Raw genomic sequence first — 16,408 nt, forward strand, 5'->3', positions numbered from 1 at the left:
AGCGCGAATGCAGGCAGCACCACGGCCGACATCGGCGCGCGTACCTTGCATGTGAGCTTTAACGGCGTCAACAAGACGTATGACGGCACGACGGCAGCACAGGTCGGCTTTGGCGACGACCGCGTCCAGGGCGACGCCTTGAGCGTAAGCGGTAATGGCTCGTTTGGCAACAAGAACGCGGGCACGGGAAAAACCGTCGCCGTGACGAATGTGGGCCTCGATGGCGCGGATGCGGGCAACTATGTGCTGAGCGCGAATGCAGGCAGCACCACGGCCGACATCGGCGCGCGTACCTTGCATGTGAGCTTTAACGGCGTCAACAAGACGTATGACGGCACGACGGCAGCACAGGTCGGCTTTGGCGACGACCGCATCCAGGGCGATGCCTTGAGCGTGAGCGGCAATGGCTCATTTGGCAACAAGAACGCGGGTGCGGGAAAAACCGTCACCGTGACGAATGTGGGGCTCGATGGTGCGGATGCGGGCAACTATGTGCTGAGCGCGAATGCAGGCAGCACCACGGCCGACATCGGCGCGCGCGCGCTGAACCTGTCCGGCGTGGCAGGTAACAAGGTCTACGATGGCACGACGGGCGCCAGCCTGGTCCTGGGCGATGACCGTCTCGCCGGCGACAGCTTGGTGGCCTCGGCAGCGGCCAACTTTGCGGACAAGAACGTGGGCGCGGCCAAGGCGGTAGAGCTCAGTGGGGCGGCGCTGACGGGCGCCGATGCGGGCAATTACTTTATCATCTTGCCAACGGGCTTGCTGGCCAGTATTACACCCGCCAGCCTGACCCTGGCCAGCTTGAGCGCGGCCGGCAAGGTGTATGACGGCACCACGAATGCGGCCGTCAGCGCGTCGGCGAACGGCGTGCTGGGCCAGGATGTGGTCAGCGTGGTGGGCGGCAACGGCAGCTTTGCCGACAAGAACGCGGGCGCGGGCAAGCTGGTGACAGCCAGCGGCTTCCGCCTGGCGGGCGCCGATGCGGGCAATTACACACTGGAAACGACGGGCGGCACGGCGCAGGCAACGATTGCGCAAAAACAATTGTCAACCTGGGTCGGCAGCGGCAGCGGCTTGTGGAGCGACGCGGCCAACTGGGACGGCGGCGTGGTGCCGGAAGGCGCGAACGTGCTGGCTGTCGACTTCAGCAACAGCAAGGGCATCGTCACCTACAGCGCGGCGGCCGGCAATACCATCCTGAAAAACTTGCATTCGGCGTCGGGCTTGTTGTTGACGGGCGGCAACCTGACGCTCGGTGAAAACGCGCTGGACCTCTCCGTGCTGGGCGGCCTGGCGGGCCTGGAAATCAACGGCGGCAGCTTGCTGCTGAACGGCAGCCTGTCGGCCGACCGTTATGCGCAAGGCGGCGGCATGCTGAGTGGCAACGGTAACTTGCTCGTCGCCAACAGTTTTAATCAGACGGCCGGCGCCATCCGGTTGGCGGGCCAGCTGGCCATCACGCAAGCGGAGGGCGATATGCGCTTCGCCAGCCTGGCGGCCAACGAGGTGAAACTGAGCGCCCTGAACGGCGCTATCGGTCAGGATGGTGCCTTGCTTGCCGGCAGCCTGGCTGCGCAGGCGCGCGATGGTATCGTGCTGGGCCATGCGGGCAACCAGGTGGGCAGTTTTACCGCCAGCAATAGCGCAGGGGGCGGCATTGTGCTGAACAATACCTCGGCGCCGGGTACCCTGGTCCTGGGAACCTTGGCCACGGGCGCGGGCAACATTGCCATCGATAACACGGGCGGCGTCACGGCCGGCAACATCAATGCGAATGGCGGCAACGTCAGCGTGACGGCGCACAGCCCCGTCACCGTCAATGGCAAGATCGAGGGCAAGGACATTGCGCTCAATGCCAGCACGGATGTGTTGCTGGGCAATGGTGCGCAACTGGCAGCGGCGCGCGACATCAGCCTGGCGGCCGGCGGCGACATTCGTATCGAAGGCAATGCGCAGGTCCTCGGCGGCGGCAATTTCAGCGCCAGCGCGGGGGGCAATGTGCGCTTTGCGGACACGGCAAGCTTCGCCTTGCCGGCTGCGGCAAACATGAGCGTGCTGGCGAAAGCGGGCAGCATCACGGGCGACTCGGGCGTGCGCATCAACCGCCAGCGCGCCAACGTCAGTTTGCTGGCGCCGAATGGCACGGTGAATATGGCGGACGCCATCTTCCTGCCTGCCACGACCGTTGACAAGCCCGCCATCGATGCCAGCGCCAGCGCAGCCATCGATGAAGCCTTGCGTATCATCAAGCAGGCCGACCGTGCCAACGCCCCGCTCGCTTCTGCGTCGCCAGCCAAGGATGATGACAAGAAGAAAGACAGCAAGGATGTTGCCGATGCCACAGATAAACCCACAGGATACAAATACGATGATGCCGCAAAAAAAATGTACTGCAATTAAGGCCTTGTTGTGGCTGGCCCTGATGTGCGTGGGCGCGCACGCCTGGGCCGGACAGGTGGCGGGTACGGTGATGCAGTTGAGTGGTCCGCTGATGGCCAAGAAGGCGGATGGCAAGGTGAAAATCCTGGCCATCAAGTCCGAAGTCGAGCAGGGAGACACCTTGCTGACGGAAAAGGAAACCTATGCCTTGATCAAGCTGATCGACAATAGCGAAATCACCCTGAAGCCGAATACCAGTTTCGTCATCGAGCAATTCAGCTACACGGCCGAGCAGCCTGACGGCGACCACGCCATCTTCAGCCTGCTCAAGGGCGGCTTGCGTTCCGTCACGGGATTGCTGGGCAAGCGCAACAAGGAGCGTTTCGAGATGAAGACGCCGGCCGCCACCATCGGCATCCGCGGCACGACGTTTGTTGCCACCTATGTGCCGCCCTCGGCGCAGGCGGTGCCAACGGTGCCGACACCAGGCGGGGCGGCGAGGGCGCCGGGCCTGTATGTCCAGGTGCTCGATGGCTTGATTCACGTGACCAATCCTGCCGGGACGCAGAATTTTGCCGCCGGGCAATTTGGTTTTACGCCCAGCTTCAAGCAGCCGCCCGTGATGCTGCCTGTCAATCCCGGCATTCCGTTCACGCCGCCGCCGGTCTTTTCATCGTCGTCATCGGGCCCGGGCGCCGCCAGCGGCAAGCCGGCCGCCATCGATTGCGTCGTGCGCTAAGCGTCGTCAAACAAGCCCGGCACACCGTGCAAATAGGGCTTGACCTTCCCATCATGGGATAGCAGATCCTGACCCTATTCGTTACTCTTTCGTACAGGATCTGCCATGAACCAGGCCGCACTCGCTCCCGCCAATTCCAGTTCTCCTCCTCCCTCCGCCGCCCATGCGCAGGCGCTGGCCATCGAAGGCATGAGCTGCGCCTCGTGCGTGGGCCGCGTGGAAAAGGCCCTGGCCGCCGTGCCCGGCGTGACCCAGGCCAGCGTCAACCTGGCCACCGAAGTGGCCAAGGTCACGTCCAGCACGCCGATTCCCCTGGCCACCTTGCAGGCGGCCGTGGAAAAGGCTGGCTACAGCGTGGCGCAGCGCGAAATCGACCTGAACGTCGCCGGCATGACGTGCGCCTCTTGCGTGGGCAGGGTGGAAAAAGCCTTGCTGAAGGTGCCGGGCGTGCTGGCCGCCAGCGTCAACCTGGCCACGGAAAGCGCGCGCATCAAGGTGACGGGCGAGGCCGATGCTGGCACCCTGATCGCCGCCATCGACAAGGTTGGCTATGAAGCCACCGTGCCCGCCGCCAGCCGGACCAGCGCGCCCCTTGCCGCGCCGAACCTCGACGGCTTGAAAGTGGCGTTCGCGGCCGTGCTGGCTTTCCCCTTGATGCTGCCGATGCTGCTCGAATGGGCCGGCATCCATCTGATGCTGCCCGGCTGGCTGCAATTTGCGCTGGCGACACCTGTGCAATTCTATTTTGGCGCGCGCTTCTACAGGGCGGGCTGGAAGGCGGCCTGCGCCGGCAGCGGCAATATGGATCTGCTGGTGGCGCTGGGCACGAGCGCCGCGTATGGCTTGTCCGTCTACCAGTGGCTGACGGCGGGCGAGATGCTGCCGCACCTGTATTTCGAAGCGTCGGCCGTCGTCATCACCCTGGTGCTGCTGGGCAAATGGTTGGAAAGCCGCGCCAAGCGCCAGACGGCCTCTGCCATTCGCGCGCTGCAAGTCCTGCGTCCGGAATCGGCCCGCGTGCGCCGCGACGGCGTGGAAATCGACTTGCCCGTGGAACAAGTCAAAGTGGGGGACCTGGTGGTCATCCGCCCTGGCGAGCGGGTAGCCGTCGATGGTGTGGTGGTGGAAGGCGCCAGCCAGATCAACGAATCGCTGATCACGGGCGAAAGTTTGCCGGTCGATAAGCATCCGGGCGACAAGGTCACGGGCGGCGCCATCAATGCGGATGGTTTATTGCTGGTGCGCACGCAAGCCGTGGGTGGCGAGACGACTTTGTCGCGCATCATCCGTCTGGTGGAAGATGCGCAGGCGGCCAAGGCGCCGATCCAGCACCTGGTGGACAAGGTCAGCGCCATCTTTGTTCCCGTGGTGCTGGTGCTGGCGCTGCTGACCATGCTGGGCTGGTGGTTCGCCACGGGCGAGCTGGAAAACGCCATCATCAATGCCGTGGCCGTGCTGGTGATCGCCTGCCCGTGCGCGCTGGGCCTGGCCACGCCGACGGCGATCATGGCCGGCACGGGCGTCGCTGCCCGTTACGGCATCCTGATCAAGGATGCGGAAGCGCTGGAAGTGGCGCACGCCGTCAATACCGTCGTGTTCGACAAGACGGGCACCCTGACGGTGGGTAAACCTGCGCTGGCGGCCCTGCATGCGCATGGCATCGACGATGCCCGGCTGCTGCAGCTGGCGGCCAGCATCCAGCGCGGCAGCGAGCACAGCCTGGCTACGGCCGTGCTCGATGCGGCGGCCGCGCGCCACCTCGAACCCTTGCCAGCCACGGGCCTGTCGGCCTTGCCGGGGCGCGGCCTGGCGGCCCAGGTCGATGGCCTGGAGTTGAAACTGGGCAGCACGCGGCTGATGCAGGAGTTGCATGTAGACATGACGCCGCTGGCGGAACAGGCCTTGTCCCTGGAAGCCACGGGCAACACGATTTCGTGGCTGGCTGCGGGAGCGGAACTGCTGGGCCTGTTCGCCTTCAGCGACCAGGTCAAGCCGAACGCGCAGGCGGCCATTGCCCATTTGCACAGCCTGGGCATCCGCACGGTGATGTTGACGGGCGATAACCAGGGCAGTGCGGACGCCGTTGGCAAGCTGCTGGGCATCGATACGGTGGCTGCGAAAATGCTGCCGGCCGATAAAACCGCTAAAATTGTCGCGCTGAAAGGCGAAGGGGCGAAGGTGGCCATGGTGGGTGACGGCATCAACGATGCGCCCGCGCTGGCGGCCGCCGACGTGGGCATCGCCATGTCGACAGGCACGGACGTGGCCATGCATGCGGCCGGCATCACGCTGATGCGCGGCGATCCGGCCCTGGTGGCGGACGCCATCGATATCTCGCGCCGCACCTACAGCAAGATACGGCAAAATCTGTTCTGGGCCTTCATTTATAACCTGATCGGCATTCCGCTGGCCGCCTTCGGCTTGCTCAACCCCATGGTGGCGGGCGCGGCGATGGCCTTCAGTTCCGTCAGCGTGATCAGCAATGCCCTGTTGCTGCGCCGCTGGAAAGCCCGCAGTCATACAGGTAGCGCGCATACCAAGGAGCAACAAGGATGAATATCGGCCAGGCGGCAAGCGAAACGGGCGTATCGGCAAAAATGATACGCTATTACGAAAGCATTACCTTACTAAAACCCAGCGCGCGCAGCGACGCCGGTTACCGCATCTACACGCCGAACGATTTGCACGCCTTGCGCTTTATCAAGCGCGCGCGGGGCCTGGGTTTTTCGCTGGAACAGATCCGCGAACTGCTGTCGCTGTGGCAAAACGACCAGCGCGCCAGCGCGGACGTGAAAGGCATCGCCCTGGCCCACGTGGCGGACTTGAATCAGCGCATCGCTGAACTGACGGAAATGCGCGATACCCTGGCCCACCTGGCGCAATCGTGCCACGGCGACGACAAGCCCGATTGCCCCATCCTGCAAAGCCTGGGACTGGCCGGCGACACGGAAGCGAAACCATGTTGCCATTGATGTAAATCAACGGAGGTGTGTATGGTCTATGAACTGTACTACTGGCCCACGATACAGGGACGCGGAGAATTCATCCGCCTGGCGCTGGAAGAGGCGGGCGCCGATTACCGTGACATCGCCCGCTTGCCCGCACGCCCGGGGCAGGGCATGCCCGCGATGCTGGCCTGCCTCGATGGCGACAGCACGCCCCAGGCCGCCTACGCGCCGCCCGTGCTGCGCGACGGCGACATGCTGATCGGCCAGACCACGAATATCCTGTTCTACCTGGGTCGGCGCCTGGGCCTGGCGCCGCGCGCGGAAGGCGGCCGTTTGTGGCTGAACCAGCTGCAACTGACGATGGCCGACTGGCTGACGGAAGTGCACGACACGCACCATCCGCTGTCGATGAATCAGTATTACGAAGAGCAACAGCAGGCGGCCATGCTGCGCAGCGCGGATTTCCGCGCAACACGCTTGCCCAAATTCCTCGATTATTTCACCCAGGTCCTGCTGAATAATCGCAGCCGCGGCCAGTATCTGGTGGGTGCAAGACTCACGTATGGCGACCTGTCGCTGTTCCAGATGTTGGCCGGTTTGCACTATGCGTTTCCGCAAGCCATGGCGCGCCTGGCGCCCGAATATCCTGCCTTGTCTGACCTGCATGACGCCGTGGCGGCGCGGCCGAATATTGCCCGTTACCTGAAGTCGAAGCGCAGGATCCCGTTCAATGAGGAAGGAATCTTCCGCCATTACCCTGAACTGGACGGGTAAACAAAAACAGCCGGCGCATTGGCCGGCTGTCGTGTCCTTGCTGTTTATTGCGCGCTGGTAACGGGGTAGCCCGCCTCCACGATGGCCGCGCTGATGGCGCCCAGTTCGGCCGGTGACTCCACCGTGACGCGCTTGCTGGCCAGGTCGATCTGCACCTGGGCTTGCGGATCGACGCCTTGCACCGCTTTCGTGACCGAGCCAACGCAATGGCCGCAGCTCATGTTTTCAACTTGTAACTGATACATGCAAGTACTCCTTGAATGATTAAGTGCTGCCACTGTAAGCCTTCCCCCGATGGTAAGGTCAAGGGGAAAGCTGCCGTGCGGATCAATTCAGCAGGAAATCGACAGCTTGCATGGGCTGCGGCACGTTCTCATCCTGCACGGATTCGCGCAAGCTGATTTCGATGGCGCGGCACATGGCCGACAGCGGCAGATCGTTGGCGTCTTCGCCGAACGGTTCCTCGATCTCGTCGCCCAGGGCATCGAGGCCAAAGAAGGTGTAGGCGACGATGGCGACGACGAACGGCGTCATGAAACCCAGCGAATCGACGAGGCCGAAGGGCAGCAGGAAGCAGTACAGATAGGCCGTGCGGTGCAGCAGCAGCGAATACGAGAAGGGAATCGGCGTGCTGCGGATGCGTTCGCAAGAAGCGCCCGCGCCCACCATGGCCGAGACCGTGTTATCGATTTGCGTGGCGAGGATGCTGTCGATGCGGCCTTGCCGGACGCAATCGGCCAGGTCGTGGCCCATTTGCAGCATCAGGTAGTCGGACGGGTTCGTGGCCTGGCAAGCCGCTTCCCATTCGGACGGGCGCAGCAGAGGCTGCAAGTCGGCTGGTCCGCGCGTGTCGCGCAGCTGGTGGCGCAGCGCGTGGCAAAAGGCGATGGTGCGGTAAATCATGCGCACGCGCACGTCTTCCAGACCCAGCCTGGCGTGGGCCGGGATGTCGCCGCGTATCATCGTCTGGCACTGGCGCGAGAAATTCCGGCTGCGCAAGACCAGTTCTCCCCACAGCTTGCGCGCTTCCCAGTAGCGGTCGTAGGCGGCCGTGTTGCGAAAGCCCAGGAAGATGGCCAGCGGCAAGCCGATCAGGGTAAACGGGATGGTGGTGAGGATGACCTTGTGGTCGAACAAGGTGCCGTGGCACCACGTGACGAGGGTGGCGATCAGGGTATTGACGATGAGCGTGGTGCGGATGCGCGGCAGGACGGAGCCGCGCACCACCAGGAACAACCGCAGCGCCGAAGGACGCTCGCGCACGATCATGATGGGCTCCCCGTTTGGGGCTGGGCTGGCGGTGAAAGCCGTGCCCTGTTCTTGTTATTGAAAAACCATTGTGTTGAATGGCAGAGTGGCAAATGCCGGGAACAAAAAGCCCGCAGTGTGTGCGGGCTGAGCTGGGTGTGCATGGGACGCAGTGTAGGGGAGACGGCATGAGTATAGGCCGCCGTCCCGCTTCCCGCCAATTCACAGTGATAATGGATATTATTCATTTCATGAATGAATATTTCATTTGTAAGTGAATGTATGAATTTCAGTTGCCCGCATCCCGCCCTTGCCGCAGCTTCTTGCGGTGTTCCTCTTGCTGTCGTTTCAATGCTGCACTGGCTGCATAGTCGTTGCGGAACCACTTCGGGTTCTTGCTGCGGCCTAACCAGGTGCAATCGGCCAGGTTGGCGATATCGGCGCAGTCGCAGGCACAGTCGCCGCAATCGGGGACAGGCAGATCGCAATACCCTGCCTGCGCCCGATGGCGCGCACTGCGGCCCCTGGCGTGCTGGGCCTGGTGCAGGCGGTGGTGCGCGCTGCAGCTGTGCAAGCGGCGCCGCAGCAGGGACAGTCCCGGCCGCAAGCCATGGCGGGCGATGACCCTGTGGCCATACACGGAACAGCTGTCGCGTCCCGTGAGCACGCGGTAGGCGCAGGAAAACCCTTTATGGGGCGACAGATAGCGCTGGTAGGCACCGATTGCCCACAGGGCCAGCTGCGTACCGCAGGTGTCGAATGAGAAAATGCGATCTCCTTGGCCGGTCGCGTTTATTGGATGGGATAGTGGTGCGAGCATACGACAGGTCTACAAAAAAGAATAGCGCCAGCGCACTACATCCCTATGCTTTTCCAGCCATGCCAGGCAAACGCCGCCAGCCACGCCAGCCACGCCAGCAAGATCGCCAGACCCGGCAGCAACAGCCATTTTGCCGCCGTCTCTTCCCACGCCACAAAAGGTCGTCCACCTCGGGCGATGGCCAGCAGCGCCTGTCCCCCGTTCAAGCCGGCAAACGGCAGCAGCTTGAAGGCGCACAGTTGCAACGAGAACAGGGCGAACACCAGCGCAAAGCCGTGTGCGGGCAAGGCCGACTGCCCCGTCTGGCAGCGCGGATTTCAATTGAATCACTCTTGCTAGAAAAATAATTCCGAGGTGTAATGTCTTTAATAAGAATGCATATTTAGTAATTTTCAGACGGGAGACCGCCAATTGGGAGTATCCGATGCTCACTTCGCCGCTTGCGGGCTTCACGCAAGCCACCAGATTGCTGCGGTTGACCACGCCATTGGGCGAGAACCACTTGCTGGCCGAATGTGTGCGCGGCGAGGAAGGGCTGAGCCAAGGGTTCGCGTTTCAGATAGCGGCCCTGTCCACCGATGCCTCCATCTCGCTGCGCGCGCTGATCGGTCAGCCCGTTCTGCTTGAGTTATTGACCGTCACCAGCACCGACGACTGGCGCCCGTTTCACGGCCACATTACCGCCGTCGAACTGGTTGGCGCGAATGGTGGCCTGGCGCGTTATCAGCTGGCCGTGCAGCCGTGGACAGCGTTCCTGGCGCGCGGCCGGGATAGCCGCGTGTTCCAGGACCTGACCGTGTGCGATATCCTCGACGCGCTCTTTGCCGCGTACCAAGGTCAAGGCAAGCTGGCGCCCGCATGGCGCTTCGATATTGCCGAGCGCGCCGTGTATTCACCACGCAGCCTGACCACCCAGTACCAGGAAAGCGACCTGGCGTTTGCCGAACGGCTGATGCTGGAAGAGGGCCTGTTTTACTATTTTGAGCATACGGGCGACGCCAGCAGCCCGTCCCTGGGCAGCCACACGCTGGTCATCGCGGACCACAATGGCGCTTTTGCTCCCAATGTCCAGTCCGCCGTCAACTTCACGCAGCCGGGCGCCGTGATGAAGGTCGACAGCATCGACCGCTGGCGCACCGAGTGGCGCCAGCAAACCAATGCCATCGAAATGGGCAGTTGGGATTACCGTTCACTGGATCAGTGCCCGGTCGCCGCCCATGGCGACGCGTCCGGCGCGACCTTGCTCAGCCGCGACGCGCCGGGCGCTTATGCTTACGCGTCGCGCGAACAGGGGCAGCGTATCGCCGTCAGGCAGTTGCAAGCGCTACAGGCCGGCAAGGAGCTCCACGTCGGCGCCGGCACCGTACGCACGCTGTCGCCCGGCACCACTTTCAGCTTGCACGGCCATGCGCTGTTCGACGCGGCCGGCGGCGACGAACGCCATTTTTTGATCGTGCGCACGGTCCATTTGATGCACAACAACCTGAGTGCCGACTTGCAGGCCAGCATCACGGAGAGACTCAGCGCCTGTCCGCTGGCCATGGCGATCGGCAAGGAGCAGGACAGCAGCCTGCACCAAGTGGCGGGCATCGCCGAGCGGCCCCTGTACCGTAACCGCATCGATGCGATCCGCCGCAGTGTTCCTTATCGCGCCACAGGCGCAGACCAGCACGGTCGTCTGCTGCATCCGCGCCCGACCGTGGCAGGGCAGCAGACGGCGATCGTGGTCGGGCCTCCCGGCGCCGTGATCCATACTGATCGCGACCATCGCATCAAGGTGCAATTTCACTGGCAGCGGGGCACGCTCAGCCACAGCCGCCTGCCACACCCGCATGCCGACAGCCATACCGGCGCGCCCGGCGATGACAGCGCCGGTACCTGGGTGCGCGTGGCAACGACGTTGGCGTCTATGGCGGGCGCCAACTGGGGCGGCCATGCCGTGCCCCGCGTCGGCCAGGAAGTGGTGATTGACTTTTTAGAAGGAAACATCGATCGTCCGGTCGTCATCGGCACGGTCTATAACGGCCAGGGCCAGCCGGACGCGCAGCAAAACCGGGTGGTCCAAGGCGCTGGCGTAGCGACCGGCAACGCCCCGGCCTGGTTTCCCGGCATCGCGGCTGGCCACGCCCATCCGGCGGCCTTATCCGGCATCAAGTCGCAAACGATGAGCAGCAGCGGCCTGGGCAGCGGCGCCTACAGCCAGCTGGTGTTCGATGACAGTCCCGGCCAGTCTCGCCTGTCGCTGCAACGCCACGCCGCCGCGCACCAGGGTACGGCAGAACTGAATCTGGGGCATTTGCGGCACCAGACGGACAACCAGCGCCTGGCGCCGGCAGGTTTTGGCGCCGAACTGAAGACCGAGCACAGCGCCACGCTGCGCGCCGGACAAGGTTTGTTGCTGTCGACGCATCAGCGCAGCGGCGGCAGCCTGATGGATGCAAGCGAGGCGGTGGCGCAAATCGAACACAGTCTGGCGCTGCAAATGACGTTGGCGCAAACGGCGCAAAAACACAACGCCGCCCTGAAGGACGAGCATGGGCAGGCTGAAGCGTCGCCGGACGCCTTGCCTGCGCTGCAGCAAATGCGGCACAGCATAGACGCGCTCAAGGCCAGCGACAGCAGCGGCGAGGCCCAGGCCATCGCCTACAGCGCGCCCCTGTTGCAACTGTCCAGCCCGGCCGGTATCGCCGCTACCACGCCGGCCCATGCCATCTTCAGCGCCGGAAATAACGCCAGCATCGTGGCCAGCCAGGACATCAACTTTGGCGCACAAGGCAACTATTTCTACGCTGTACAGTCCGGCATCAGCCTGTTCACCTACGGCAAGGCCAGCGACGCCGGCAAGCCGAACCAGGAAACCGGCATCAGGCTGCATGCCGCCAGCGGAAAGGTCAGCAGCCAGAGCCAGTCCGGCGAAACGCGCCTGACCGCCGACAAGGCGGTCACTGTGACGAGCACCGCCAAAAGCGTCGCCATCGCGGCCAAGCAGCACGTGTTGATGACGGTGCAGGGCGCCTGCATCAAACTCGAAGGCGGCAATATCGAGATCCACGGGCCGGGCAAGATGGAGTTCAAGGCCAGCATGAAGGAGTTGACGGGGCCGGCGAGCAGCGCAGCGAAGCTGCCCTATCTGCCGCAGGCCGGCCAGGCTAAAAATTTCCTGGAACTGAATTACCGCTGGGACGATCTGCAACCCATGGTTGGTGCGCCGTACACGCTCCTGTTTGCCAATGGCGTCACGATGGAAGGCAAGCTGGATGCGCATGGCTTTGCCCGCCTGGACGATATTCCGAACAGCGGTGCGGTGGTGCTGTACGGCGAGGATGAGCGGGACGCCGAACCACGCAAGAAACAAAAAACCAATCAGGTGATCGGCGCCAAACCGCGTACCGATGAAGAGGCGCAAGCCGTCTTCGAAAAGTATCTGGCGCAGGAAGATGCATATTATAAAGATAACTATTTTCCGGACGAATTAGCCGAAATGGCCGCTGAGCGACCGCCCGGCGCGGGGAGCACTACGCTGGAATACGATTTCCACTATGACGATTACCGCTATGCCGATGAAGAGACGCCTGAAGACAGGGAAGCTGAAAAAAATTATCGTGAACGGCACGACAATGGCGAGGGTTAGGCATGAGTAATATCGTTTCGCCAGCCGGACGCGCCTTGCGCGAAGCCGACGACGGTATCGGCGGCTGGCTGGCTGAACTGGTGACAGGTGCAGGGTCCTCGCCATCGCACATCATCGTCACTGGCATCCTCGGCGTGATTCCGGGCGTCGGCCAGGCTATGGATGCGCGCGATCTGATCCTGGGCGTGATCCAGATTTCCAGGTCGCCGGCGGCGGTGGGCGGCTGGGTGGAACTGGTGATCACCTTGGTCGGCTGCGTGCCGGCAGTGGGCGACAGTCTGAAAGTGGGCTTTAAACTCATGAAGCAAGGCAGCCATTTCGGCCGCGTGCTTGAAGCGGTGTCGCCCACCCTGCGCGGCAACGTTGAAAAATTCATGCGCAAGATCGATTGGGGCGCGCTGAGCAAGGATAGCAAAGGCCTGTTCAACAGTGCCATCGAGACCTTCATCGACGGCATCGACAGCTGGGTGATTAAAGCCATGGCCGGCGGCCCGGAAATCAGGCAGCTCATCGGCGAACTCAAGGCATTGCAGAAGCAGGGGCCGCGCATGATCGACGATGCGTTTGCCGACCTGAAAAAAGTGCACGCGAAGATGATGGGAAATGAACTTCCCCACACCACGGCCGCGCTAGGGACGACCTCGGGCAAGGTCGTGCGGCAAGAGGGACAGGACGTGGCCACGACCGTTGCCAAGAAAGAAGGAAAGGTCGCCGCAGGGGCCGACAAGAAACTGCTGGCGAAGAAAAACAAGGACGCGAAGGAAAACAAGGCCACGCCGAATACCACCAAGGTTAATACCAAGAAAAAAGGCGAGAAAAAGAAAAATTGGCGTAGCGGGGTGCCTGCGGAACATATAACCGATTATCACATTAAGGGGAAACATCTCAAGGTGAATAATGGAGGGCGATTGACCGAGGAACATAGCATGCCGCATCATGGCTTGGATCATCTATGGTCAAATCCTTTGAATATTAGGCAGCCATTTATTGTTGGTGAGACTAAATCAAGTATTTTTGATTCCTTTACTTTAATTGCGGCCCTGCCGGCAGAGATGCAGGAGAAATTTCAAGCATTGCGGGAAAATGAGGCAGCCCATCCGGTAAAAAATGGAAAGCCTGATATTTTCAACAATGAGGGGCGTGATGAACACGCGAATAAAATTGTTAAAATAGATCGATCAGGAAAGACCGGTGAAGTAAGAAGCGGGTTAAATAAAGCCAATAAAAAAACGAAGTTGGCTACGCAGATGAGCCATGAGTGGATAGCTCAAGCGATAGTGGATGAGAACTTGACTGAGTCTGGAAGAAAAGCAAAATCAAAAATATCAAATTACAGAATAGATGCCGCAATAGATCCTGAAATTTTAGCGCCATATAAACGTTGGATATCTCTTGTTACAGGACGGCAACTAAGTTTGCATAAAAAATCAAGGGGTTCTGAACATCATGTGCAAATAATCCTTGACTTGCCAAACAATATCATAAAGAGGTGATGAATGAATGCGATATTAAGTTCCGATGATTTCTCAAAAAAAAAGAGAGAAAATTTGTTAGCCTATGATATTTATGAGGAGAATTTCGTAGGAACCATCACCTGTCTTGAGAAATTACGAAAGGCTTTTAGACAGCCGGAGGAAAAATTAAGAAAAATACCGTTATATAATTTCATGGTGGCCACTCAAGAACAGGCATGGAATGTTGTCAATAATATCGCAAATATGTACAGTGCTGGGCATGGTGTGAATGAAATTCGATCACGCTATCCAGAGGCATTGGAGTGTTGGGAACTATATGCAAAATACAATGAGGAATATGATAATAGTCAGAAAAACGAAAATGATCGTGGGTTCCCTCATTTTGCATTGCCAGGAAAGGAATATAACAAAGTAAATAGAATGCTTTGCTTTGCCATACTTTTGGGCTGGGATGGTTTGGTGGCGAGGTTGATTAGAATTATAGATTTTAATAATCATGAAAAAGACGGGATGATTGAGAGAATATTAAGTTATTACTCGGAAGATCGATCTGTTTCGTTGAATGATTGCGTACGACATCTGCCTTATTTTAAGACGCTGAAAATTTTTTCAGCATCGGAAAAAGATCGTCCTGCCTTGATGGCCGAGTATTTGGAAGATTGGTATCACGCCAGCCGGCGCGAGCCTTATTATGATGCGCATACGCGGGATATTTCCTTCTGGGGCTATTGGTCCTGGGAAGCCGCAGCCATTACCTTTCTACTCGACATCGACGACAGCAGTTATGCCAGCGCGCAGTTCTATCCCAAGGATCTGGTCGATTTCGCCAGGCAGGCAAGAAAGGATTACGCCCCCGAGGGCACCGACCCGATGGCACCCGACGAGTTGCGCGCCAAGGCTGGCGATCCCTGCCCCAAGGCCGGGCTATGGCAGTCGCTGGATGTGGTGCCGGAACTGCGTCGCTATCAACAGCACGAGGAAATGGACAATCTGGGCTCGCGCTATGGATTGACCGTCTGGCGATTTACCGAACAATAATTTTGTGAGTGAGGCTATTTCTCGAGTCTTATACGACCATCTTCTACCGTACATCATTTTAAAAAATACTGATACAGGATTTTGTTGAATTAATCTAAATGTCTATGGGATACAAAGGACTGCTGATCTTGATGTCAGAGATGGCGTGATGTTTTATCTGGATGTAAATTCTGGATTATGAGCAATAAATTGTGAAATTGCTTTAAAGGTGCGTAAGGGTAAATTCAACATAAGGGATTGCAAATGATCTATGAGAAAAATTATTGATATAAGAAATTTTATTAAGAAAAGGAGGGAAAAATTATTATCCTATGATATCTATGAGGAAAGGTATGAGGATATAGTGGAAAATTTTTGATGTTGTCGGTGATAGTCTTAATAAAAATCAAGATTGCCTGAATAAAGCCGAGCCTATTCGGCTAATGATCGCCACCCGAAGACGGTCTTGGGATGCAATAGATTTCCTCTCTGTTCAGTATAGTGCTGGAATTGAAATTAAAAAAATAAGAGGTTTTTATCCAGAAGTGCTGAATTATTGGGAATCCTATGCTAAGTATAATAATATTTATGATTCTCGGCAAACATCAGAAGCTGATAAGGGTTTTCCACATTTCGAATTGCCTGGAAAAGATTTTGAACGCGTAAATAGGATGATGTGTTTTTGTATTTTATTGGGTTGGAGTAATATAATTCCACTTTTAGTGCCAATCATTGATTTTAATAATTATCAAAAAGATGGGATGCTGGAGCGGATGCTTGGGTTCTTTGTCAGTAACAGACCAGAACCACCCGACTCTTGTTTACGACATTTGCCATACTTTAAGACGTTGAAAATTTTTTCAGCATCGGAAAAAGACCGTCCTGCCTTGATGGCCGAGTATTTGGAAGATTGGTACCATGCCAGTCGGCGCGAGCCTTATTACGATGCGCATACGCGGGATATTTCCTTCTGGGGCTATTGGTCCTGGGAAGCCGCGGCCATCACCTTTCTGCTCGACATCGACGACAGCAGTTATGCCAGCGCGCAGTTCTATCCCAAGGATCTGGTCGATTTCGCCAGACAGGCAAGAAAGGATTACGCACCGGAAGGCACCGACCCGATGGCACCCGACGAGTTGCGCGCCAAGGCTGGCGATCCCTGCCCCAAGGCCGGGCTATGGCAGTCGCTGGATGTGGTGCCGGAACTGCGTCGCTATCAACAGCACGAGGAAATGGACAATCTGGGCTCGCTGTATGGATTGACCGTTTGGCGGTTTACCGAACAATGATTGTGTGGCGTGTCTATTTTCGAGTCTAGAAAAGCATTGCTTGAAATCCTGGAGATAGTCCGCTGCGCGGGACGCATGGCCCTGC

At 59.3% G+C, this 16,408-nt stretch carries 13 protein-coding genes; 9 read left to right on the top strand and 4 right to left on the bottom strand.

The genetic code is table 11. The annotated features are described in order from the left end of the window. The 5 genes from OX459_RS05140 to OX459_RS05160 all read left to right on the top strand — a co-directional run. The coding region (locus tag OX459_RS05140; protein WP_289904086.1) for a YDG domain-containing protein at positions 1 to 2,403 on the top strand (2,403 nt) is incomplete at its 5' end. Between the two features lie 4 nt (positions 2,404 to 2,407). After that, positions 2,408 to 3,121 (top strand): FecR family protein, encoded by a 714-nt coding sequence (locus tag OX459_RS05145; RefSeq protein ID WP_354669648.1) that lies wholly within the window; start codon positions 2,408 to 2,410, stop codon positions 3,119 to 3,121. A gap of 105 nt (positions 3,122 to 3,226) precedes the next feature. Beyond that, entirely contained in the window at positions 3,227 to 5,677 is a 2,451-nt protein-coding gene (locus tag OX459_RS05150) for a heavy metal translocating P-type ATPase (protein WP_289904087.1), read from the top strand. Continuing rightward, positions 5,674 to 6,093, top strand: a complete 420-nt coding sequence (cueR, locus tag OX459_RS05155) for a Cu(I)-responsive transcriptional regulator (RefSeq protein WP_289904088.1) — start codon at positions 5,674 to 5,676, stop codon at positions 6,091 to 6,093. The genes OX459_RS05150 and cueR overlap by 4 nt, the downstream gene beginning before the upstream one ends. A 21-nt stretch (positions 6,094 to 6,114) precedes the next feature. Then, a complete protein-coding gene (locus tag OX459_RS05160; RefSeq protein WP_289904089.1) occupies positions 6,115 to 6,843 on the top strand; it encodes a glutathione S-transferase in 729 nt (242 codons plus the stop codon). A gap of 44 nt (positions 6,844 to 6,887) precedes the next feature. Here the strand turns inward: OX459_RS05160 and OX459_RS05165 are convergent, their stop codons facing one another. The 4 genes from OX459_RS05165 to OX459_RS05180 form a co-directional block, all read right to left on the bottom strand. Next, positions 6,888 to 7,088: a heavy-metal-associated domain-containing protein gene (locus OX459_RS05165; RefSeq protein WP_077407505.1), complete on the bottom strand. Its 201-nt coding sequence runs from the start codon at positions 7,086 to 7,088 to the stop codon at positions 6,888 to 6,890. 82 nt (positions 7,089 to 7,170) lie between these two features. Continuing rightward, positions 7,171 to 8,112 carry a bestrophin family protein gene (locus tag OX459_RS05170; RefSeq protein ID WP_289904091.1) on the bottom strand — a complete coding sequence of 314 codons (942 nt, stop codon included), beginning with the start codon at positions 8,110 to 8,112 and terminating at the stop codon, positions 7,171 to 7,173. Between the two features lie 268 nt (positions 8,113 to 8,380). Then, positions 8,381 to 8,911, bottom strand: a complete 531-nt coding sequence (gene yidD, locus OX459_RS05175) for a membrane protein insertion efficiency factor YidD (protein ID WP_289904092.1) — start codon at positions 8,909 to 8,911, stop codon at positions 8,381 to 8,383. Between the two features lie 35 nt (positions 8,912 to 8,946). Beyond that, positions 8,947 to 9,198: a hypothetical protein gene (locus tag OX459_RS05180; protein WP_289904093.1), complete on the bottom strand. Its 252-nt coding sequence runs from the start codon at positions 9,196 to 9,198 to the stop codon at positions 8,947 to 8,949. 137 nt (positions 9,199 to 9,335) lie between these two features. Here OX459_RS05180 and tssI point away from each other — a divergent pair, with 137 nt between their 5' ends. The 4 genes from tssI (at position 9,336) to OX459_RS05200 (ending at position 16,323) form a co-directional block, all read left to right on the top strand. Further along, positions 9,336 to 12,542: a type VI secretion system Vgr family protein gene (gene tssI / locus OX459_RS05185; RefSeq protein WP_289904094.1), complete on the top strand. Its 3,207-nt coding sequence runs from the start codon at positions 9,336 to 9,338 to the stop codon at positions 12,540 to 12,542. A gap of 2 nt (positions 12,543 to 12,544) precedes the next feature. Then, positions 12,545 to 14,035, top strand: a complete 1,491-nt coding sequence (locus tag OX459_RS05190; protein WP_289904095.1) for a hypothetical protein — start codon at positions 12,545 to 12,547, stop codon at positions 14,033 to 14,035. Between the two features lie 3 nt (positions 14,036 to 14,038). Beyond that, entirely contained in the window at positions 14,039 to 15,055 is a 1,017-nt protein-coding gene (locus OX459_RS05195; protein ID WP_289904096.1) for a PoNe immunity protein domain-containing protein, read from the top strand. 422 nt (positions 15,056 to 15,477) lie between these two features. Further along, positions 15,478 to 16,323, top strand: a complete 846-nt coding sequence (locus OX459_RS05200) for a PoNe immunity protein domain-containing protein (protein ID WP_289904097.1) — start codon at positions 15,478 to 15,480, stop codon at positions 16,321 to 16,323. Positions 16,324 to 16,408: the final 85 nt, after the last annotated feature.

The sequence above is a fragment of the Janthinobacterium sp. SUN026 genome (genome assembly GCF_030397625.1).
GTDB classification, from domain to species: Bacteria; Pseudomonadota; Gammaproteobacteria; order Burkholderiales; family Burkholderiaceae_D; genus Janthinobacterium; species Janthinobacterium kumbetense.